Genomic DNA, 22,669 nt, shown 5'->3' on the forward strand with positions numbered 1-22,669 from the left:
AATAATTAGTTGTCATAAAAATTTATGAGTATTTACATAAGGAGGAAATATGTCAGTTGAAGTGAATAAACCAAGCATTTGGAAAAATTTCAAAGTCTTGATAATACTCTTTGTAGCAGGAGCCTTTATATATGCTTTACCATATTTAAAGAATTATTACTATGACACTTTTGCACAAGCATTTAATCTTACAAATACACAAATGGGGAGTTTAGGAAGCATTTATGGTCTACTTGCAATGGTATCATACCTTTTTGGTGGTTTCTTAGCAGACCGTATTTCAGCCAGAAAACTACTTTCAGGTTCTTTAATTATTACAGGGGTATCTGGTCTTGTATTAACGCTTTATCCTCCATATATTGTTGTATTTTTAATCCATGCTTTATGGGGAATAACAACAATACTTACTTTTTGGCCAGCTCTTGTAAAAGCTGTCAGGATGTTAGCATCTGAAAATGAACAAGGAAAAGCTTTTGGATTTATGGAAAGTGGTCGTGGAATTACCAATGCAATTCATTTATCTATAGTCTTAATATTATTTGGATATATTTCATCAAAAGTAAGTGATAAATCTGGTCTTACAGCTATTATAGTACTGTATTCAGCTATAAATGTAATAGTTGGATTATTAGTATTTTTTAAGTTAAAAGATAATGAAAAAGAGGTATCAGCCAAATTTGATAAAGAAGCTTTCTTTACAGTAATAAAAATGCCTCATACATGGATAATAACAATAATAATGTTTTGCTCATATTCAGCTAATATGTCATTTTATTATTTTACGCCGTATTCAACTGAAGCATTTGGAGCTACTGTAGTATTTGCATCTGCAATATCAATATTAGCTCAGTACTGTAGACCAGTAGCATCAGCTGCTTCTGGATTGCTTGGAGATAAAGTTGGTTCATCAAAGATTATATCTTATGGATTTATACTTATGATTGCAGGACTTTTAGGTGTAATCTTTACACCAACGAAATCTTCTATGATTTATGTACTATTGATTGGATGTGTTGCAATATATGTATCTATGTATGCAATTCAAGGTTTACATTATTCATTACTTGAAGAAGGTAATTATTCACTATCAATATCAGGAACTGCTATAGGTATAGTTGCTACATTAGGATATCTTCCAGAAGTACTTTGTCCTCTAGCAGCAGGAAAGATATTAGATGCATTTCCAGGTGTAACTGGATATAAGTACTACTTCATTGTTCTTACTATAGTAGCCATAATTGGATTGGTGTTTACATTTATATGGATGAATATGACTAAAGAAAGACGTAAAGAGCTTATTGAAATGAATAGTAAGTCAAATGAAAATACTACTAAAGTTAGTTAATATAATACATTACTATTTAGGCTAGCATTATAATTTAATTTACATTGAAATTTGCAAATTTCTATATGTAAACTAAATTAATATTGCTGGTCTTTATTTTTCTATTTTAAGAATATTAACCTCGAAATCTAAATATAATTTAATAAGATTAGATGTATAGGAGGAATAATATGAATAATAACATATACGAAGATATATCCAAAAGGACTCAGGGGGATATATATATTGGAGTAGTGGGGCCTGTAAGAACAGGAAAATCAACTTTTATAAGAAAGTTTATGGAAAAGTTGGTTATCCCAAATATAGACAATGAGTTCAAAAAAGATAGAACAAGAGATGAGATACCTCAAAGTGGTTCAGGCAAAACTATAATGACAGTAGAGCCAAAATTTGTACCAGCAGATGGTGTAGAAATTAAAATAAAAGACACAGTATCTTTAAAAGTGAGAATGGTAGATTGTGTTGGATACATAGTTGAAGGAGCTTTAGGTCATGAGGAAGGTGGAAAGCAAAGATTAGTATCCACTCCTTGGTCACAAGAAGCTATGACATTTGAGAAAGCAGCAGAGATAGGGACTAAAAAAGTTATAAAAGACCATTCTACAATAGGAATAGTTGTCTTGACAGATGGCTCAGTTACTGGTATTGATAGAAAAAGCTATGTAGAGCCAGAAGAGAGAGTTATACAAGAATTAAAAAATCTTAAAAAACCATTTGCTGTAGTTTTAAATACGTTAAGTCCTAGAAGTGAAGAAACAAGTCTGCTTAGAAATGAATTAGAGGAAAAATATGAGGTTCCAGTCCTTCCAATGAATATAGTTGAAATGGAAGATGAGGATATAGAAGAAGTTATGGAAACTGTACTATATGATTTCCCACTTACAGAAATAAGAATAAACTTACCTAAATGGGTGGAAGGTCTTGAGAGAAATCACTGGATAAAAAGCAGTATAATAACAACATTAAAACAGAGCATTATAGATATAGGTAAAATAAGAGATATAGAAGGAATTATGCAAGGTTTCTCTGAGTTAGATTTTTTAGATGATACAGGTGTTGACCATGTAGAGTTAGGGGAAGGTGTCATAAACATTGACTTACAAACAAAGCAAGATTTATTCTATAATGTCCTTGAAGAAAAAAGTGGATTTAAAATTGAAGGGGATTATCAATTACTTAGCCTGATAACTAGACTATCTAAAGTTAAAAATGAGTATGATAAGATAGAAAGCGCTTTAATAGATGCTAAGATAAAAGGATATGGAGTAGTAGCCCCTTCTTTAGAAGAACTTAGCTTGGAAGAACCAGAAATAATGAAACAAGGAAAACAGTATGGTATTAAGTTAAAAGCTAACGCACCATCACTTCACATTATAAAAGCAGATATATCTACAGAAGTTTCTCCTATAGTTGGAAATCAAAATCAAGGTGAGGAGATGATAAAATATCTTATGGAGGTATTTGAAGAGCAACCAGCAGATTTATGGGAATCAAATATGTTTGGGAAGTCACTTCATGATTTAGTAAAAGAACAGCTTCAAAGTAAATTGTATACTATGCCAGAGGAAATAAGAGTCAAGATGCAAAAGACTCTACAAAAAATTGTAAATGAAGGAAGTTCTAATATCATAACTATTTTGTTATAAAAATATAGCTACTTGTTAAAGTAAAATATTTGTTTACTTTAACAAGTAGCTTTTTATTTATAAAAATCAATAAAAGTTTTTATATAAATTGACAATAATTGATAATTGTGGAAAAATTATAATGAGTAAAGTATATTTTTATACAAGGCTGTTTTAAGCTAAAAAAATTCTAGAGGTGTAGTATGAGAAAGTATGAGATATTTATTTTTGTAAATATAATATTTTTATGTTTTATAAGTTTTCCACATAAAGTCTTTGGACAAGAGGATAATTGCCTTGAAGATTTTAAAATATGGTATCAAGAAAATAAAAACAATACTGGAGAGATGGTCTACACTCTTTCTTGTGATATGGTGATAGATGAAGAATATAGGTTTTTCACTCCAGATGAAGCTAAACTCACAATAGATACTAATAAATATAAAATTTTAATAAAAGACCAAGGGAATTTTATAATTCAAGAAAATGAATTGAATATAGTAGGAGAGGGTGGAGAAGATGGAGTAATACATGTAGAAAAAGGAGGGAGATTAAATATAGGTATAGATAATATAATTGCTACCAACGGAACTGCCTTATATATTGAAGAAGGAGGTTATTTAAGATTTAGTTCATACTATGAAAGTATTGGAAATATAAGGGCAAATGGAAATAATGCTATAGGAATTTATTCTGAAAATGACATTAGAGTGCCATATAAGGATATAGAGGTAAGAGGGAAAAATGCTGTAGGAGTATATTGTAAAGGTGATATTGAGTTGGAAAGCACATCAGTAAGAGCTTATGATAATGACAACAAAACTAGATTATTAAGAAGTTCAGATAAAACTGTTAAATCAATTGTATCAAAAAGTAAAAATATTTATATAATTGATAGTTATAATGAGTTTATACCAGCCATATCTGAAGATTCTGGATATAATATTGTAAAATGTTGTCATAGGGGAATTAATGTATTTAGTGAAGAAATAAAAGTAAGTAAAGATGATAAAATAGAAAATATAAAATTTCCCAAAGATATGGTATTAGAAACATCTAGTAGTAATCAAATAGATATAGATGTAGAATGGGATTTTACTGATTATTATAAAAAGCTAAAAAAAGAAGAAAATTTTAGTATAACAGGAAAGTTTAAAACAGAAACATTAAATAAAGAAAAAATTATAATAAATGATGATGTTGTTCCTATTTTGAATATATCTGTTATAGAGAAAAAACCAATAGATAATTTGGAATTGGAATTTCAAAATACAAGAAATGGATATGTAGCTGCTTTGTATTATGACATGCCATATAGTGCAAGTAAAGTTTTTGTTGAATATTCAAGTGACGGAATAAATTGGATATCTGAAGAACAGGAGGATATTAGAGACTAAGCTATACTTTTCTTTGAAGATTTTAAGCTGCGTTGTTTTAGAGTAAGAGTGGAAGGAGGATTAAAAGAAGGGTATTCAAATATAGTTTTTAAACCAGGATTTATAACGGGAGGTGGCGATAGCCAAGAGACACCAGATGATGAACGGGAAAATGATGATATTGATGGAGACCGTGGTGGTGGCGGTAGAGATGACCCAGATAGAGAAGATTCTGAGATTATTGGAGATACAAATGACAATAATGAGAATGAAGCTATTGATAAGCAAAGACCTGAAGATTCTAATAAAGATACAGAATCTAATGATGAAGAAAAAGACAATAAACTTCAGCAAGATGAAAAAAATGATAAGTCAGATGAAAAAGATATTAAGACAGAGAATGAAACAAACAAAAACATTAATAATCAAGACAAAAACTTTAAGAGTAATGATTTAATCATGAAAAATAAAATTGAAAGTAGTTTAAAGGAAATATTAACAGAAAGTCATAATGAAAATTATAAATCTCCTCAAAATACATTTAATGACGATAATGCCTTAAATCGAGAAGATACTTCTGAAGTAGGTAAGTTTAATGATAAATTAGACTCTCCTTCTCAATCACAGAATAAAACTCAAAATTTTAATAGTGGAATCATCATTGGAATTGGAATTGTAGTTTTAATCATGCTATGTTCAATAATAGCAGTAAATCCTGGTATCATAAAGTATATAAATAAATTTATAAAATTTAAATAGTAAAATAAGTAAAATTGTTTAAAATAACTCAATTTTATTTGATAAGAGAATTAGTAGGAGAAAAATATGAGCAAAACAAACAAAGCTTTTATTCTTATAAATTTGTTAATTATGATTTTTGCACTTTTCCCAAATAAGAGTTTTTCCCAAGAAAATAATTGTCTGAATGATTTTAAAAGTTGGATTTTGAAAAATGAATATAATAATAAAAAAATAGTTTACACTCTTTCTTGTGATATGGTAATAGATGGTTATTTTGAACTTAGTATTCCATATGGAACTAAGATTACAATAGATACCAATAAGTATAAAATACTCATAAAAGATAAAGGGAACTTTTTTATCAATGGGAATGAATTAAATATAATTGGAGAAGGTGAAACAGACGGTGTAATTCATGTAGAACGAGGAGGAAAGCTAAGGATAGGGATAGATAATATAACTGCTTTAAATGGAACTGCTTTGTATGCAGAAGAAGAAGCTGATTTAATTATAGATACATATTATGGTGAGGTTGGAAACATAAAAGCAAGTGGAGAAAACGCTATAGGAATTTATTCGGAAAATAATGTTAGAGTAGACTGTAAAACGATTGAAGTTGATGGAGAAAATGCTATAGGAATTTATTCTAAGGGAGAAGTCGAAATAGAGGATACTTCAGTAATTGTCAATGATGATAATAAACAGCAAAGTTTAGGGTTAAGAAGTAACAATAAAAAAGGACGGTCAATTGTATCAGAGATCAAGAATGTCTATATTATAGGAGAGCAAAATACAATAATGCCAGATATACCTCAAGATGATGATTATAATATTATAAGGTGTAATTGCAGAGGTATTGGAGTCTTTGAAGAGGAAATAATGATAACAAAAGAAGATAAAATAGAAGATTTAAAATTTCCTCAAACTGTAACTTTAAAAACTTCTAGTGGAAAGTTTAAAAGGTTAGATGTGGACTGGGATTTATCAAATTACTATACTGATTTAAATAAAAATGCAGAGTTCGTGATAAAAGGAAAATTTAAAGAAGAATATCTAAATGAAAATAATATAGTGCTAAATCATAATGTTGCGCCTATTTTATATGTTCATGTTACAAATAAAGGACCTATAAACGATTTAGAAGTATCTTTTATAAACTCAAAAAAGGGTTATTCAGCTATTTTAGATTACAGTATGCCATATAATGCCAAGAAGGTATTTGTAGAATATTCTGATGATGGTATAAATTGGGTAAGCAAAGAATTAAATTATATTAGTAACCAAACTATACTTGATTTTGAAGATTTTAAATTGAGATGTTTTAGAGTAAATGTAGAAGGTGGATTAAGGGACGGATATTCAAATATATTTTTAAAACCAGGATTTGTGATGGGTGGAGGCAATGGTCAGATGACACCAGAAGATGACCGAGACGTTATTATAGATGGAGGTGATCGTGGAGGTGGTGGTAGAGATGACCCAGATAGAGATGGCAGTAGTGAAAATGAGGGTAATAACAATAAAAATAAAGAAGAAGATAATAATGAAAATAAAGAAAATACTGACAATGGTAGTAATGAAAATAATGATTCTAATGGAGGAAAACCAAATGATTCAGAAGATAACATAGGACCAAGTGCTGGTGGTGTCGATAATAAAAATCATCAAAATAATAAAGAAAATACTGATATAAATGCTGATAAAGAAAATGATTATGAGTATAAAAATAAATTTAATAGTAAAAATTTAATGATAGAAGATGATAGCAATTATAATTTAAAACAGAAATCAGTATTTAGCAATAATAATCAATATTTCTCTTATGGAGAGGCTTTTGTAAACGGAAATAAAGAAATAAACAATGAAAAATCAGGAGTAAATAATTATGATGAAATAGCAAATGACAATGAGAATCTTAAATCTATATTTAAAAAATATAATTTAAATAGAGAGATTTTCTTTTTACTTTGTATATTAACTCCAACTATGATTGTTTCTATATTAGCTGTAAATCCAAGTGTAAGAAAAAATGTAATAGAATTCATACAAATAAAAAAATAATTTTTAAAAAGGTATTATTTAGTAAATTATAAAGCTACTAAGTAATGCCTTTCATTATTATGAAAACTATATATAACTATTAATAAAATGATATATAATATACAGTTTGGTTAAATAGTATAAAAATAATAGAATATTGAAAAAAAATTGACAAATGAATATATAGGTATTAAAATATATTAAATATATACATAAAAAGTGATTTACCAACAAATAAATGAAATATATGTTAGCAACTAGTTCAATTTGTAAAAATGTAAGATTTATAAAAAAATAAGGGAGGATATTATTATGAGAGCAATTTTAACAGTGATTGGAAAGGATAAACCAGGTATAGTAGCAGGAATTAGTGATGAGCTATACAAGCAAAATATTAATATAGTAGATATTTCACAAAAAATACTTCAAGAATATTTTACAATGATTATGGTAGTTGATTTAGAAAAAGCATTAAATTCTTTTGAGCAAACGGTTGAAGATTTAATTGAAAGAGGAAAGAAATTATCAGTAGATGTAAAAATTCAAAGAGAAGAAATCTTTAATTCAATGCATAATCTGTAGTAAATAGTAAGGGGAGGTGATAACAGTGAATGTAGGAAATATACTTGAAACAATCAAGATGATAGATGAAGAACAGTTAGATATAAGAACTATAACTATGGGGATTTCATTACTAGATTGTATAGACCCTGATGGAGATAAAGCGAGAGAAAAAATATATAATAAAATTATGAATTCTGCTAAAGACTTAGTAAAAGTTGGTAAGGATATAGAACGTGAATTTGGTATTCCAATTGTAAATAAAAGAGTATCAGTAACTCCAATATCCATTATTGCAGGTGCAACAGATGAAGAAGATTATGTGAAATTCGCACAGACATTAGATAAAGCAGCAGAGGATTTAGGAATAGACTTTATTGGTGGATTCTCAGCATTGGTTCAAAAGGGATATACAAAAGGTGATAAGATATTAATTAAATCAATTCCAAGAGCTTTGGCAAGTACTAATAAGGTATGTGCTTCAGTAAATGTAGGTTCTACACGATGTGGTATAAATATGGATGCAGTAAAAGAAATGGGAGAAATTATAAAAGAAACTGCAGAAATGACAAAAGATGCAAAAGGATTTGGTTGTGCAAAACTAGTAGTATTTTGTAATGCAGTAGAAGATAATCCATTTATGGCAGGAGCATTCCATGGTGTTGGTGAAGCAGATAGAATTATCAATGTTGGTGTAAGTGGTCCTGGTGTTGTTAAGAGAGCTTTAGAAAAGGTAAAAGGAGAGCCATTTGATGTTGTTGCAGAAACTGTTAAAAAGACAGCATTTAAAATTACAAGAGTTGGACAACTTGTAGCGAAAGAAGCTTCTAGTAGACTAGATGTTCCATTTGGAATAATAGACCTATCATTAGCCCCTACACCTGCAATTGGAGATTCAGTAGCAAATATATTAGAAGAGATGGGACTTGAAGTTGTTGGTACTCATGGTACTACAGCAGCACTAGCTCTTTTAAATGATGCAGTTAAAAAGGGTGGAGTTATGGCATGTTCACATGTTGGAGGACTCAGTGGAGCGTTTATACCAGTATCTGAAGATGCAGGTATGATTGATGCTGTTATTAAGGGTGCTTTAAGTATAGATAAACTTGAAGCTATGACTGCAATTTGTTCTGTAGGTCTTGATATGATAGCTGTGCCAGGAGATACTACAGCAGGTACACTTGGAGCTATGATAGCTGATGAAGCAGCAATAGGTATGATTAATAATAAGACTACAGCAGTTAGAATTATACCAGCACCAGGATGTGATGTAGGTGATATGGTCGAGTTTGGAGGTCTTTTAGGACGAGCACCAGTAATGCCTATAAATAAAAATTCATCTGAACTGTTTACTCAAAGAGGAGGAAGAATTCCAGCTCCTATACATTCATTTAAAAACTAAGTACATTACATATAATAATATTCAAATAAAGATTTATATGACAGAATTAAAGTTGTCTATGTGAGTCTATATATTGAAAGATTATAATTAAAATAATAAATTTTAAAATTTTTGTTGAGATTGTGATAACAACAAAGCGATACATAGACTTTTTAAAAGGTCATGTATCGCTTTTATTTTTTAATATTATCTAATTATTAAATAGAACTTTTTATGTACCTTAAAAGTTATGATATCTAATAGTAATAAATTATACTAACATTTATTTTTAATACATCAACTAAATAAAAAACTAAATAAAAAGTAAATTAAAAAAATAAAAAACTATCTAAATATTTAACACACATAATAATCATAAATAAATATAAAAATAAAACGCTTGCAATTAATAAAATTGCCTACAATATAAAACTTTATCATTTAAAATATTAACTTAAAATATTAATTTATAAATCTTATTATTTTTAAGCAATTTCTTTTTCTACATCAGTACCACGTATTTCACCAGCAGTAAGAACTTTAAAAGTACTGAATATTTTCGAGCCTAAAAATCCTGCAGCTACATTAAATAAGGCACATAAGCCAGCTGTTATGAGTACTTGATTAACTGGATTATAGGCAAACATTATAGCAAATCCAGCTACAGGTGTAGCTGTACCTGGAGTCATATTTACAAGACCCATCAAAGCTACAATGATACCAGAAAAAGCACCTCCAAAGAAATTAGTACAATATATAGGTATTGGATTTGCCGAAATTATGTCTGATTGAGTCAATGGTTCAATAGCAACAGATATAATATCTTTTTTAGATCCTAACTTCAATCTTGCAAATAATGTTGAGTTCATAAAAGCTGAACCAAAAGCACCTAATGCTCCTATTGCCATAGGAAGACCAGTAAGACCAATTATAGACGTAAGCGCCATTGAACTAAGTGGAGATGTACCAACTACTGTTATTAAGCCTCCTAATATAATTCCCATTACTATAGGACTAATATTAGTAGCCTCTATTAAAACTTGTCCGATTTGTAGTAGTGTACTATTAACTAATGGGTCTACATTTGATGCTATAAGACGAGATAGTGGTGCACATAGAAGGATTACAACTACTAAATCCACTCCAGGTGGTACCTTTTTCTCTATAAACTTAATTAAGAAAGAAACAAAGTATCCAGCAACGAATCCAGATAATATAGAAAAATCTAAACATGATAATCCTATTAAAACAGCATAAACTGGAGATACACCAAGAGCTAATGGCACAAGTATAGCAGCAGCAACTCCACCAAGGCTACCATTAGCGGCTCCAACACTTCTAAAAAATTCCATACCTAAAACGTCGCCAAGTAAAGAAAGATTGAATGCCTCGACTAAGAAAGTAGCACAAGCAGCACTTGCAAGAGCTCCCATAGCTTTCATACCATATGGAGCTTTGTAACTAAAAATTGTGAAACAACATAGAACCAATAAAAGTAAACCTGTTCCTAATAAAATTTCTGACATAAGAAAATCCTCCTTGTATTTTTTTTAGGACATAAACTTTTGCTTATGATAACGTTATCCTAATGTGTAAATAATTAACTAATTAATGACAACAGAACAAAAGTAATTTTAAATTTTAATTGGTTTTATATTGTATCTAAAAATAAAAATAACTATAAAGGTATATAAAGCAAGTTTAAAATCTAAGTTAAACTTATACTTTACAATATAATTATATATAAATAATACAATCTTGTATAGGAAGATTGATAAAAAATAAATTTAATATGAAAAAAAACAATTATTATCATATAAAAAAGGAATAAACCTTTTTTAGAAGAAGTATTTATAATGAAAGAAATTATATAGGGGGAGAGTCTTTGAAAAAGGTTAAATATACCAGATTAGTGATACTTGGTATTCTTATATATTTAGTATTTAATATTTTAGTAATGATTATTAGTAAGAATGTAGATACATTAGTATTAAAATCTGAAGTAGTCGATGCAAAAATTAGTACAGAAGGTACTCTAGAAAAAGACTTTAATGACCAGAGTAGTTATTTATCAATATATGTTGATAAAGAAGATTATAAAAGATTTGAAAAAAATCAAGATGTCGTAATTGAATATGACAAACAAAAAATAGATGCAAAAGTTTACAAAATATATAAAAATAATAATAAAATAATGGTAAAATTAAAAATAAGTAACCAAATTATTGGAAATCAGGATACAAGTGTCGAAGAATTTGATATAATATATAATCAGATGGAATGTTTAAAAATACCTAAAACTTCTATAAAAACAAAAGACAATAAACGTGGTGTATATGTAATTGATGAACAATCACAAAGTGTAAAATTTGTCATACTAGAAGGGATAACTTATGAAAATGAATCTTCTGTATTTGTGGATTATTATAAAAATGACATAAATGGAGTTAAAAGTGTTAATCTATATGACAAAATAATTTTAAGACCTAACAAAATAAACACAAATATAAGGATAAAGTAGGTGATAATAATGGGTTCTGTTAAAGAGAATTTATCTGAAATAAGAAGTAAAATTGATGAAGCTGCAAAAAAAGTAAATAGAGATAGTAAAGAAATTACTCTTTTAGCAGTTACTAAAACTGTTGATGTAGATTTAGTTAATGAAGCAATGGAAGAAGGAATTACTTCTGTTGGTGAAAATAAACCTCAAGAATTAGCTAGAAAGTATGATATTATAGGTGACAAACTAAATTGGCACTTAATAGGAACTTTGCAAACAAATAAAGTTAAGTACATAATAGATAAAGTTTGTATGATACATTCTTTAGATAGAGTTGCATTATGCGAGGAAATTCAAAAACGGGCTGAGCAAATAAATAGAGAAATAGATTGCTTAGTACAAGTGAATATATCTAAAGAAGAATCTAAACATGGACTTGACAAAGGAGAAGTTATAGATTTTGTCAAAGAAGTGTCAGAAAAATATAAAAATATAAAAATAAAAGGTCTAATGACAATGGCACCTTTTGTAGCAGATGAAGATGAAATAAGAGGTGTATTCAAAGGTCTTAAAGATTTATCAACACAAATAAAAGAATTAAACATATCTAATGTAGGTATGGATGTTTTATCAATGGGAATGAGTCACGATTATGAAATTGCTATAGAGGAAGGGGCTACCATTGTTAGAGTTGGAACATCAATCTTTGGAGAAAGAAATTACAATAAAAAATAATTACTCAAATCTGAATAAATTCTAAGGAGGAAGTTAATAATGTCAAATGGAATAATATCTAAATTTAAGAACTGGATAGTTGATGAAGATGAAGATTATGTTGAAGATGAATATGAAGGTGGTATGGAAGATATAGTTCAAGAGGAAGAAATAAATGGCGGATTTAGTGCTGCAAAAGCAAATAAAATTGTAAATTTACATACAACTTCTCAAATGAAAGTTGTAATAGTTGAACCTAAAGTTTATGATGAAGCTGCAACTATAGCAGACCATCTAAAACAAAGAAGGGCAGTTATAGTGAATTTGGAAGGATTGACTAATTCTGAAGTTCGTAAATCTATATTTAATTTTATGAATGGAGCGGTTTATGTTTTAGATGGAAGTATACAAAAGGTTTCTAAGTCAATATTTATACTAGCTCCTAATAATGTAGATATAGATGCAAATATGAAAAAAGAATTAGAAAGCAAAGCATTCTTCCCTTGGCAAAATAAATAGTAAAAAGGCGGTTAATGTATGGGAACAATAAGAATTGCACTATATTATCTTTTAGACATAATAGCATGGATGATAGTTATAAAAAGCTTGATGACTTGGTTTCCAAATGGAAGACAAAGCAAAATTTTTGAGATTTTAGAAAATCTTACAGAGCCAATAGAAGGTCCAATCAGGTCTATAATGTACAAATACACAAATGGGCCGATAGATTTTTCTCCTTTAATTGCAATAGTATTATTGATGTTCCTAAGACAATTAGTATTGGTTATATTCTAAGGTGATAACATGGACAAATTGAAATTGACAAATCACATAAAGGATGTAGACTTGAAAAATAAAATGTTTAAAGTAATAGACAAGGCTAATAGTTGTATAAAAAACTATGATGTTAAGTCTACTGAGTTTCTTAATCCATATGAAGTGAGAAATGCTGTAGATATATTAAATTCTACTAATGAAATAAAATACAGTGTGGATGGAGGTTATGAACAAGCTGAAAGAAGCACTGTATTTATTTATCCATTTTACATGGAATATGAGGATATAGAAGATACTCTTAGATTTTTACAGATAGAAGGAAATTTTAAATTTAAAAGTATATCTCATAAAGATTATTTAGGAGCAATTTTGAATCTAGGTATAAAAAGAGACAAAATTGGAGATATAATTATACATGATAGTTTTTGTCAAGTAGTTGTAAGTAGTGATATTTGTGGTTTTATAATCATAAATTTAGAGAAAGTTTCAAGAAATAGTGTAATTGTAAAGGAAATTTCCAGAGAAAATATTGTTAATAGTTCTTCAAAATATAAAGAAGTATCATTTACAGTATCTTCAGATAGGTTAGATTGTATCATAAGTAGTCTTTACAATATATCTAGGCAAGATAGTGCAAAATACATAAATGGAGAAAAAGTCCATGTCAATTATGAAAAGATAACTTCAACTTCTAAAATAATTAAAAATGATGATTTAATTTCTATTAGAGGTAAAGGAAGAGCTAAAGTAACACAAATAGGAGATATTACTAAAAAAGGAAGAATAAAAGTTCAAGCAAAATTAATTGTATAAGGACTAATTAAAATTATAGCTGGGAGGAAATGTAATGCTAACTCCAATTGAGATAGAAAATAAAGAGTTTAAAAAAGGTTTAAGAGGTTATAGAGATGAAGAAGTTGATGAGTTTTTAGATATTATCAAAGAAGATTATGAATCTCTATGTAGAGAGAATACAGCTCTTAAAGAAAAATTAGGATTATATCAAGATCAAGTAAATAAATATGAAAATATTGAAGAAACACTAAAAGCTACTTTAATAACTGCTCAAAGTGCAGCAGAAGACACTTGTAGTGCAGCAAATAAAAAGGCTAAGATAATCGTTGAAGAAGCAGATTTAAAGGCTAGACAAATTATAGAACAAGCTAATAATCGTGTTATAGAGATAAGAAAAGAGTACGATGCTTTAGTTAAAGAATTTAAGATATTTAGAAATAAATTCAAATCATTGTTAGAAGATGAAATAAGAAGTGTCGATGAGATTTTTTATGATGTAGATGAAAAATGTGTAAATGCATTTGAAGGTACATCAGTGTATAATTATAGTAATGATGAAGCTGCTACAACTTTAGAATAAACAATAATTTTACTGGATTTTAGGTAGAATTATTGTTTAAGTTTGAGAATACTATAACAAAAACAAAAAATAGGATAAATATGTAAGAAAAATATAAATTATTATATTTTTCAAAAATATATTGACTATTCAAATTATTTGTTATAGAATTTCATATAAACACAGATAAATTTTTAAAAGCGTTGATAGAGACAATTATCTTTAGATAATTTTACAGAGAATTGGGTATGCTGAGAACCAAGGAATTTATAAAGATGAAAATCACTCTTGAGCTGCAGGCTGAACGATTAAACTTTATTAAGCTGTGCCGGTTAGTGCCGTTATACTATTAGAGTGTTATATGTGATTATTGTTAAGTTCACATATAGAATTAGGGTGGTAACGCGATTGATAACTCGTCCCTTTGTTTAAAGGGGACGAGTTTTTTATTATTCAAATTTACGTAAAAGAATAAAAACTTTGGAATTATAATAACTGTAGGAAAGGGTGATTTACATGGCAAAATTTAAGCCATTGGTGGACAGTTCTGTGAAACAAGCAGAAGCACAAGTTTTTGACTATTGGAAAGACATAGATATACTTGAAAAAACTCTAGAAAAAGGTAAAGACGACCCAAGTTTTGTATTTTATGAAGGACCTCCAACAGCTAATGGAAATCCTGGAGTACATCACGTTTTATCTAGAACACTTAAAGATTCTGTTTGTAGATATAAAACAATGTCTGGTTATCAAGTAAAGAGAAAAGCTGGTTGGGATACACACGGATTGCCAGTTGAAATACAAGTAGAAAAAGAATTAGGTCTTACTAGCAAGCAACAAATAGAAGAATATGGAATAGCTGAATTTAACCAAAAATGTAGAGAGTCAGTTTTCTCATTTGAAAAACAATGGAGAATAATGACTGAGAGAATGGCTTATGAAGTTGACTTAGATAATCCATATATAACTTTAGATAATAACTATATAGAATCTGTATGGTGGATATTGAATAAGTTCAATAAAGAAGGATATATATATGAAGGGCATAAAATACTTCCTTATTGCCCAAGATGTGGAACTGGTCTTGCTAGTCATGAGGTTGCACAAGGATATAAAGAAGTAAAGACAAATACAGTTGTAGCTAAATTTAAGAAAAAAGATGCTGATGAATATTTCTTAGCATGGACAACTACTCCATGGACTTTACCATCAAATGTTTCATTAACAGTGAATGCTGATGTTGATTACTTAAAAGTTAAAAAAGGTGATGAGGTATATTATGTATCTAAACCTTTAGCTAATAAAGTACTAGGTGAAGACTATGAAGTTTTAGAAGAAATGAAAGGTAAAGATTTAGAAGGCTTAGAATATGAACAATTAATGCCTTTTGTAGAAGTTGATAAAAAAGCATTTTTCATTACAGTAGGAGATTATGTAACTACTGAAGATGGTACTGGAATAGTTCATACAGCACCAGCATTTGGTGAAGATGACTACAATACAGGTAAAAGATACGATTTACCAGTTGTACAGCCAGTAGATGAAACTGGTAAATTTACAACTACTCCTTGGGAAGGTAGATTTGTAATGGAAGATGGGCTAGATGTTGAAATAATAAAATGGCTAGCTTCTGAAAATAAACTATATAGTAAAGAAAAAGTAGTTCATAATTATCCACATTGTTGGAGATGCCAAACTCCACTTGTGTACTATGCAAAACCAAGCTGGTATATAGAAATGACTAAGCTTAAGGATAAATTAATAGAAAATAATAATGGTGTAAAATGGTTCCCAGGCTTTGTAGGTGAAAAGAGATTTGGAAACTGGTTAGAAAATCTAAATGACTGGGCAATATCAAGAACTAGATATTGGGGAACTCCACTTCCTATATGGAGATGTGAATGTGGTCATACAGATTCAGTTGGTTCAAGAGCAGAATTAGCTGAAAAAGCTATAGAAGATGTAAACCCAGAAACTGTAGAACTTCATAGACCATATGTAGATGATATACACTTGAAGTGTGAAAAATGTGGAAAACCAATGACAAGAGTAACAGAAGTTATAGACTGCTGGTTTGATAGTGGAGCTATGCCATTTGCACAACACCACTATCCATTTGAAAACAAAGAAAACTTTGATGAGCTATTCCCAGCTGATTATATATCAGAAGGTATAGACCAAACTAGAGGTTGGTTCTACTCATTACTTGCAGTATCAACATTTGTATTAGGAAAAGCACCGTATAAGAGTGTCTTAGTTCCAGACCTTGTACTTGATAAAGATGGAAAGAAAATGAGTAAATCAAGAGGAAATACAGTAAATCCTATGCAGTTGTTTGATCAATATGGAGCAGATGCGCTAAGATGGTATTTACTATATGTTTCTCCACCATGGACTCCAACTAAATTTGATATGGATGGATTAAAAGAAATCCAAAGTAAATTTATAGGTACTATGAAAAATGTATATAACTTCTTTACTTTATATGCAAATACAGATGATATAAATCCAACTGAATTCTTTGTAGAATACAAAGATAGACCAGAACTTGACAGATGGATACTATCTAAATTCAATAATTTAATGAAAGATGTAGAAGAAAATTTAGAGATATTTGAATTAAATAAAACTTTAAGAATGATACAAGATTTCATAAATGATGATTTATCTAACTGGTATATAAGACGTTCAAGAAGAAGATTCTGGGCAACTGAATTAACAGAAGATAAAAAAGCTGTATACAATACAACTTATGAATTATTACATGGACTTTGCAGAGCTATAGCACCATTTGCTCCATATATGTCAGAAGAAATGTATAGAAACCTAACTGGAGAAGTATCTGTTCATTTAGCTGAATATCCTAAGTTTAATGAGAGTTTAGTTGATACTAAATTAGAAGAAAAAATGGATTTAGCTAAGAATCTAGTTACTTTAGGTAGAGCTTCAAGAGAAGTTGAGAGAATAAAAGTTCGTCAACCATTACAAAAAGTATTAGTAGATGGTAAATTTGAAGACACAATAAGTGATGTAGTTGATTTAATAAAAGAAGAGCTTAATGTTAAAGAGGTAGTATTTGCTAAAGATTTAGATGAATATATGAACTTTAGCCTAAAACCAAACTTTAAAGAAGCTGGACCAATATTAGGCGCTAAGATGAACTTATTTGTAGGAGCATTAAACAAGTTAAATGCACATGAAACTGCTAATAAACTTGAAAATGGTGAAACTTTAACAGTTGATTTAAATGGAGAAGCATTTGAATTTAATAAAGATTTAGTATTAATAGGTATAACTGCTAAAGAAGGATTTAATGTATCTGTTGAAAATAATCTTTTTGTTATACTAGATACTAAATTAACTGATGAGTTAGTTGATGAAGGATATGCTAGAGAATTTATATCTAAAGTACAACAATTGAGAAAATCTAATAACTTTGAAGTACTAGACAACATAGTAATAGATTACTGTGGTGATGATGAGATTGCTAAAGCTGTTGAGCATTTTGATGAATACATCAAGTCTGAGACTTTAGCTTTAGAAATAAATAGAGTGGATGATAAATCTTTAGAAGAACAAAACTTAAATGACCATATGACAGGTATAAAAGTTACAAGAAAATAAAAAATAACAAGCTGTTAATTAAGAGCCCTATAGAAAATGATTTGTAAATTTCTATAGGGCTTTTTTTAAAAAGATAGCTTATTTCTTTATTTAATTAATTGTTTTTGTACTTCAATAATTAAATGTTTTAATATTCCAAAATTTACAACAAATAAATTTATATAAATCATATAAATTATTTATAGCATATGATAAAATGTTAGTGAATAAACGTTTAAGTGAGGATGAATAATATTTTAGAGTGAACTACTTCTGGTAAATTTATTTTTAAATTTATTGTGTATTATGCAGGGTGGTTTATTTATTATGCAAAGGGGTGCGTTTTGATGTATGGTGAAAGCAAAAAACTAAGTATTGATAATAACATATTTTTGCAATATGGTCTTATTATATTGGGAATGATTTTATCAACCTTAGGAATAAATTTATATCTAGCACCAGCCAAGTTGTTAAGTGGAGGAGTAGCTGGGATTTGTGTTATATTATATAAGTTATTTGGTATAAATCAGGGATTATCTAGTTTTTTGATGAATATACCAATATTTATTATAGCTAAGAAGTATTTTGATAATAAATTTTTGTTAATAAGTTTTGTAAATATGTTACTATTTTCTGTTGCACTTGGTTTAACACAAGATATTGCTAAATATTTTCCAATAGATGATACTATGCTACAATCTATTTATGGTGGTGTTTTAACTGGTATAGGTATGGGATTGACCTTTAAAGCAAGAGCTACTGCTGGAGGGCTTGATATAATAGCAGCTATAATGAAAAGAAAGTACGATATACCAATGAAAAATACATTTTTATTTATTAATTTCTTTGTAGTATGTGCAGGTGCATTTTTATTTGGAGCAAAATTGGTAATGTACACTCTAATTACTATGTATATAATTTCTTTTACAATGGATATAGCAAAAGATTGCTTTGATAGAAAAAAATCTATACTTTTAATATCAAATAGATATGAAGAAATATCAAAAGTAATAATGAGTAAGATGGGTAGAGGAGTAACTTTTTTGGAAGCAGAAGGAGCATATACGCAGAATAAGAAAAAAATGATTTACTGTATCATATCTGCAAATGAAGTAGGTAAATTTAAGGATTTAATTTATGATATGGATAGTGAAGCTTTTATTTCTGTAAACAATGTAGAAGAAGTAAAAGGTGGAGGTTTTAAGGATAAATTTTTATAAGATATAAGTGTTAAAAAATACCATATATCTTGTTATTGTACCTAGTTAGATGTATACTGTAACTAATGGGGCACATGAAGTGCTCAATAATATACTAGGAGGTATAATAATATGTTAAGAGAGAGATTTGTAGTAAGAAATCATCATAATCCACATGCTAATGGATGCTGTGGAACTGGAGGAGAAGGATGCTGTGGGGGAGATAACCATCAACATTCACACGAGCATTCTCACAGTCATGGACATGAACATGAGCATGTAAATGGTGTAGGTCATGACCATAATCATGATGATGGATTTTCAGGAACTCATGAGCATGGGCATGAACATACACATATACATGGGCATGAACATTTAGATGGGCATACACATCAACATAAATAGAAGTATTTTAAATTAATAAAATGATTTTTATTTTGTTATTCCATGAAGGTTTAAATAAAAATTATTCATAGCAAATAAAAAAGTGAGCTGTTAAATAAAAAAACTTTAATAGTTCACTTTTATTAATTATTAAAATATCAAGTTTAAATCCAATGGTTAACTAAAAAAGAAGCGATATTTTCATAAGGCATTTTTTCTGTTTTTAACAAGCTTTGGACAACTAAACCATCAACTATAGACATAAGTAAAAAAGAAAAGGATTCAGCATCCTGTTCATTCTCATCACCACTATATTTTTCAAGAGATTCAATAATTTCAGATTTAAGGGTAGTTCGCCATTCAATATATTTCAATCTCATTCTTTCTTTTAAATCATCATTTGAAGTAATAGCTTCACAAATAAGATACATATGTACTCTACCACGACTTTCTATAGTAGATATTTTTTCTAGTATTAAGTTGACCATTTCTATTTGAGAATTTTTGGATTTGACATTTTTTACACAGTTTAATATAGCACTAGTTATAACTTCTAAATGAGTATCAGCAATGTCATATATAATATCATTTTTAGATGAGTAGTGATAATATAGTGTACCCTTACTTATATTCACATCTTTTGCAATATCAGCAAGACTGGTATTTTGAACTCCATTTTTGGCTATTAAATTAGTAGCAGATAATAAAATAGCTTGTTTCATATTATTTGTTTTCATAAAACCTACCTTTCTATGTATATTTATAACAAATTAATAACATTATAAGCTTATAGAAAATTATTGTCAATAAAGCAAGAATCTATATCTATTGACTTTTTTTCATCCAAAATATAAAATAATAATTAAATCGGTCGTACGACCGACTGAATAAACAAAAACAATATCTTATAGTGAGGTTAATATGGATAAAATAAAATTGATAGTAGACAGTGCATGTGACTTACCTAATCATATAATAGAGAAATACAATATTGAAGTTATTGGTTTAAATGTATCTTTTGGAGAAGAGAACTATATATCTGGGAAGGAAATAGATAATGAAACTTTCTACAGAAAAATGGATGAAAGTAAATTATTGCCAAAAACATCATGTCCTTCACCAGATAAGTTTTTAGAAGCATATCAATGCGAAGAGGAAAGTATATTAGTAATTAGCATAAGTTCAGGATTATCTGGAACTTATAATAGTGCACTTTTGGCAAAAGACATGTTCGAAAAAGAAGGAAATAATAAAAAAATTGAAATTATAGATTCACTTAGTGGGTCAATTGGCATAGGACAATTAGTATTAAAAGCGGCAATATTAATAAAAGAAGGAAAAGAACTTGAAGAAATTGTTTCAATAATAGATAGATATAAAGACAATCCACCATTTTATGGAACTCTAGAGACATTAGAAAATGCTATAAAAGGAGGTAGAATAAATCCAATAGCAGGAAAAATTATAAATACATTAAATTTTAAGGCTATAATACAAGTTGCAGATGGGATTGTAACTCCAATAGATAAGGCAAGGGGTGAAGGGAATAGCTTGAAAAAACTGATTCAGTTAGTAGAATCAAAAATTATAGATAAAGAAGAGAAGGTTTTATTTATAGGACATGCTAACTGCCCTGAAAAAGCTCAAAAAGTAAGAGAAGCTATGGAAAAAGATGTTAAATATAAAGACGTTGTAATCTGTGAAGTTGGTTCAGTAATGGGAACATATACTTCAAAAGGTGCAATTTTGATAACTGCAATATAAACAACAAACTAAAAAGTTAAAGCTGTATAAAAATGAATAAAATCATTTTTATACAGCTTATTTTGATGTTATTAAGTTAATCTTATAATTAACCAACCACACATATTTCTTTGTCATATTTGTTTAGTATTTCACAACCATCTTCAGTAACTAGTACTAAATCTTCTATTCTAACTCCAAACTCTCCTGGTAAATATATACCTGGTTCTATAGAGAATATCATTCCTGGTTGCACAGTATCTGTATTTATAGAAGATACATCTCCCTTATCATGAACTTCAAGTCCTATAGAGTGACCAGTTCTATGAGTGAAGTATTGTCCATATCCTTTTTCAGTTATGTAATCACGAGCAGCTGCATCTATATCACAGAATCTAACTCCTGGTTTTACAATAGCTTCAGCTCTCTTATTGGCTTCAAGAACTATTTCAAATATTTCTCTACCTTTTTCAGGTATTTCTTTATAGAATACAGTTCTTGTCATATCAGCACAATAATTATCTTTTATGCAACCTATATCTAATATTATTGCATCACCAGGTTTTACAAGAGCATTTCCTGGTTCTCCATGTGGATTAGCTCCATTAGGACCAAATCCTATTATAGGGTCAAATGAAAATCCATCAGCACCTAAGTCTTCATATATTTTAGATAATTTACCAACAAGTTGTTTTTCTGTAAGTTCACCAGAAACAGTAGCTTTAAGTTGTTCCATACCTTTGTCATTTAATCTTGAAGCTATTCTCATTAATTCTTTTTCTTCTTCATCTTTACACATTCTTAAAGTATCTATTATATAAGATGAGTTTACAAATTTACTTCCTCCACCTGATTCTATTAAGCTTAATAAGAATCTAGCTGGCCAGTTTTTGTCAACACCCATAGTAGCATTTTTGTCTACATGTTCAGTTACTATTTCTATTGGATTTTGAGTATCATTAAACCAAACCATTTCAACACCTAAATCTTCTGCAACTGGGAATAATTCATTTATAAATAATTTATTATTACCATTTAAATTTAAGTATAAAGCTAACAGTCTTTCACCTGGGTGGATTAGTAATCCTGTTAAATAAAATATTGAAGTAGGATCACTTACCAACATTTGAGAAATATCATCTTTTTTCATTTGTTCAAGTACAGCATTTAATCTTTGAGTCTTCATAATAATTTCCTCCTAATCAAAATTCGATACAAATCAATTTTAGCACTATTAAACAAAAATTAGTATACTTTTCTTCTAGAAATATAAAAAAATTTTAACATATATTTTTTATATTAAATTTAATTCCCTATTTTACATTA

The 22,669-nt window shown here is 28.7% G+C and carries 18 protein-coding genes, 1 pseudogene and 1 other annotated feature; of the genes and pseudogenes, 16 read left to right on the forward strand and 3 right to left on the reverse strand.

Annotation, left to right across the window (positions count from 1 at the left end; all coding sequences use genetic code 11):
* The first annotated feature begins 49 nt into the window (after window positions 1-49).
* The 6 genes and pseudogenes from IC214_RS10820 to IC214_RS10845 all read left to right on the forward strand — a co-directional run bounded on the left by IC214_RS10820 (window position 50) and on the right by IC214_RS10845 (window position 9,090).
* On the forward strand, window positions 50-1,345 hold the full coding sequence (locus IC214_RS10820) for an MFS transporter (RefSeq protein ID WP_227432436.1): 1,296 nt from the start codon (window positions 50-52) through the stop codon (window positions 1,343-1,345).
* 170 nt (window positions 1,346-1,515) lie between these two features.
* Window positions 1,516-2,991 (forward strand): stage IV sporulation protein A, encoded by a 1,476-nt coding sequence (gene spoIVA, locus IC214_RS10825; protein WP_227432437.1) that lies wholly within the window; start codon window positions 1,516-1,518, stop codon window positions 2,989-2,991.
* Window positions 2,992-3,173: 182 nt separating this feature from the next.
* Window positions 3,174-4,793 (forward strand): annotated as a pseudogene (locus IC214_RS10830) (hypothetical protein); the annotation flags it as partial.
* Between the two features lie 378 nt (window positions 4,794-5,171).
* Window positions 5,172-7,148, forward strand: a complete 1,977-nt coding sequence (locus tag IC214_RS10835) for an Ig-like domain-containing protein (RefSeq protein WP_227432439.1) — start codon at window positions 5,172-5,174, stop codon at window positions 7,146-7,148.
* 291 nt (window positions 7,149-7,439) lie between these two features.
* The gene (locus IC214_RS10840) at window positions 7,440-7,709 is read left to right on the forward strand and encodes an ACT domain-containing protein (RefSeq protein WP_227432440.1); all 270 of its coding nucleotides are present in this window, start codon (window positions 7,440-7,442) and stop codon (window positions 7,707-7,709) included.
* Between the two features lie 25 nt (window positions 7,710-7,734).
* Complete coding sequence (locus tag IC214_RS10845) at window positions 7,735-9,090, forward strand: PFL family protein (RefSeq protein WP_227432441.1); 1,356 nt, start codon at window positions 7,735-7,737, stop codon at window positions 9,088-9,090.
* Window positions 9,091-9,554: 464 nt separating this feature from the next.
* On the opposite strand, the gene IC214_RS10850 is transcribed toward IC214_RS10845, so the two are convergent.
* Window positions 9,555-10,595 carry a PTS sugar transporter subunit IIC gene (locus IC214_RS10850; RefSeq protein WP_227432442.1) on the reverse strand — a complete coding sequence of 347 codons (1,041 nt, stop codon included), beginning with the start codon at window positions 10,593-10,595 and terminating at the stop codon, window positions 9,555-9,557.
* Between the two features lie 359 nt (window positions 10,596-10,954).
* On the opposite strand from IC214_RS10850, the gene IC214_RS10855 reads away from it, so the two are divergent.
* From IC214_RS10855 to IC214_RS10895, 9 genes are all read left to right on the forward strand, one after another.
* Window positions 10,955-11,590 carry an HlyD family efflux transporter periplasmic adaptor subunit gene (locus IC214_RS10855; RefSeq protein WP_227482890.1) on the forward strand — a complete coding sequence of 212 codons (636 nt, stop codon included), beginning with the start codon at window positions 10,955-10,957 and terminating at the stop codon, window positions 11,588-11,590.
* A gap of 9 nt (window positions 11,591-11,599) precedes the next feature.
* Window positions 11,600-12,304, forward strand: coding sequence for a YggS family pyridoxal phosphate-dependent enzyme (locus IC214_RS10860; protein WP_227432444.1), 705 nt, complete (start codon window positions 11,600-11,602; stop codon window positions 12,302-12,304).
* Window positions 12,305-12,343: 39 nt separating this feature from the next.
* Window positions 12,344-12,802: a cell division protein SepF gene (locus IC214_RS10865; RefSeq protein ID WP_227432445.1), complete on the forward strand. Its 459-nt coding sequence runs from the start codon at window positions 12,344-12,346 to the stop codon at window positions 12,800-12,802.
* A gap of 18 nt (window positions 12,803-12,820) precedes the next feature.
* Complete coding sequence (locus IC214_RS10870) at window positions 12,821-13,078, forward strand: YggT family protein (RefSeq protein WP_054274603.1); 258 nt, start codon at window positions 12,821-12,823, stop codon at window positions 13,076-13,078.
* 9 nt (window positions 13,079-13,087) lie between these two features.
* Window positions 13,088-13,873: a YlmH/Sll1252 family protein gene (locus tag IC214_RS10875; protein ID WP_227866651.1), complete on the forward strand. Its 786-nt coding sequence runs from the start codon at window positions 13,088-13,090 to the stop codon at window positions 13,871-13,873.
* Between the two features lie 34 nt (window positions 13,874-13,907).
* Complete coding sequence (locus tag IC214_RS10880; protein ID WP_227432447.1) at window positions 13,908-14,435, forward strand: DivIVA domain-containing protein; 528 nt, start codon at window positions 13,908-13,910, stop codon at window positions 14,433-14,435.
* Window positions 14,436-14,608: 173 nt separating this feature from the next.
* Window positions 14,609-14,841: a binding site (T-box leader), on the forward strand.
* An 89-nt stretch (window positions 14,842-14,930) separates the two neighbouring features.
* Window positions 14,931-18,038: an isoleucine--tRNA ligase gene (gene ileS, locus IC214_RS10885; protein ID WP_227432448.1), complete on the forward strand. Its 3,108-nt coding sequence runs from the start codon at window positions 14,931-14,933 to the stop codon at window positions 18,036-18,038.
* 326 nt (window positions 18,039-18,364) lie between these two features.
* Window positions 18,365-19,237, forward strand: a complete 873-nt coding sequence (locus IC214_RS10890) for a YitT family protein (protein WP_227866652.1) — start codon at window positions 18,365-18,367, stop codon at window positions 19,235-19,237.
* Window positions 19,238-19,348: 111 nt separating this feature from the next.
* Window positions 19,349-19,621, forward strand: coding sequence for a hypothetical protein (locus tag IC214_RS10895; RefSeq protein WP_227432450.1), 273 nt, complete (start codon window positions 19,349-19,351; stop codon window positions 19,619-19,621).
* Window positions 19,622-19,764: 143 nt separating this feature from the next.
* Here IC214_RS10895 and IC214_RS10900 read toward each other — a convergent pair whose 3' ends face one another.
* Window positions 19,765-20,337 (reverse strand): TetR/AcrR family transcriptional regulator, encoded by a 573-nt coding sequence (locus tag IC214_RS10900; protein WP_227482887.1) that lies wholly within the window; start codon window positions 20,335-20,337, stop codon window positions 19,765-19,767.
* Window positions 20,338-20,521: 184 nt separating this feature from the next.
* On the opposite strand from IC214_RS10900, the gene IC214_RS10905 reads away from it, so the two are divergent.
* Complete coding sequence (locus tag IC214_RS10905) at window positions 20,522-21,364, forward strand: DegV family protein (RefSeq protein WP_227482886.1); 843 nt, start codon at window positions 20,522-20,524, stop codon at window positions 21,362-21,364.
* An 88-nt stretch (window positions 21,365-21,452) separates the two neighbouring features.
* Here the strand turns inward: IC214_RS10905 and IC214_RS10910 are convergent, their stop codons facing one another.
* Window positions 21,453-22,529, reverse strand: a complete 1,077-nt coding sequence (locus tag IC214_RS10910) for a M24 family metallopeptidase (protein ID WP_227432453.1) — start codon at window positions 22,527-22,529, stop codon at window positions 21,453-21,455.
* Window positions 22,530-22,669: the final 140 nt, after the last annotated feature.

This window comes from Clostridioides sp. ES-S-0190-01, from assembly GCF_020658275.1.
In the GTDB taxonomy this organism is placed as follows: domain Bacteria; phylum Bacillota; class Clostridia; order Peptostreptococcales; family Peptostreptococcaceae; genus Clostridioides.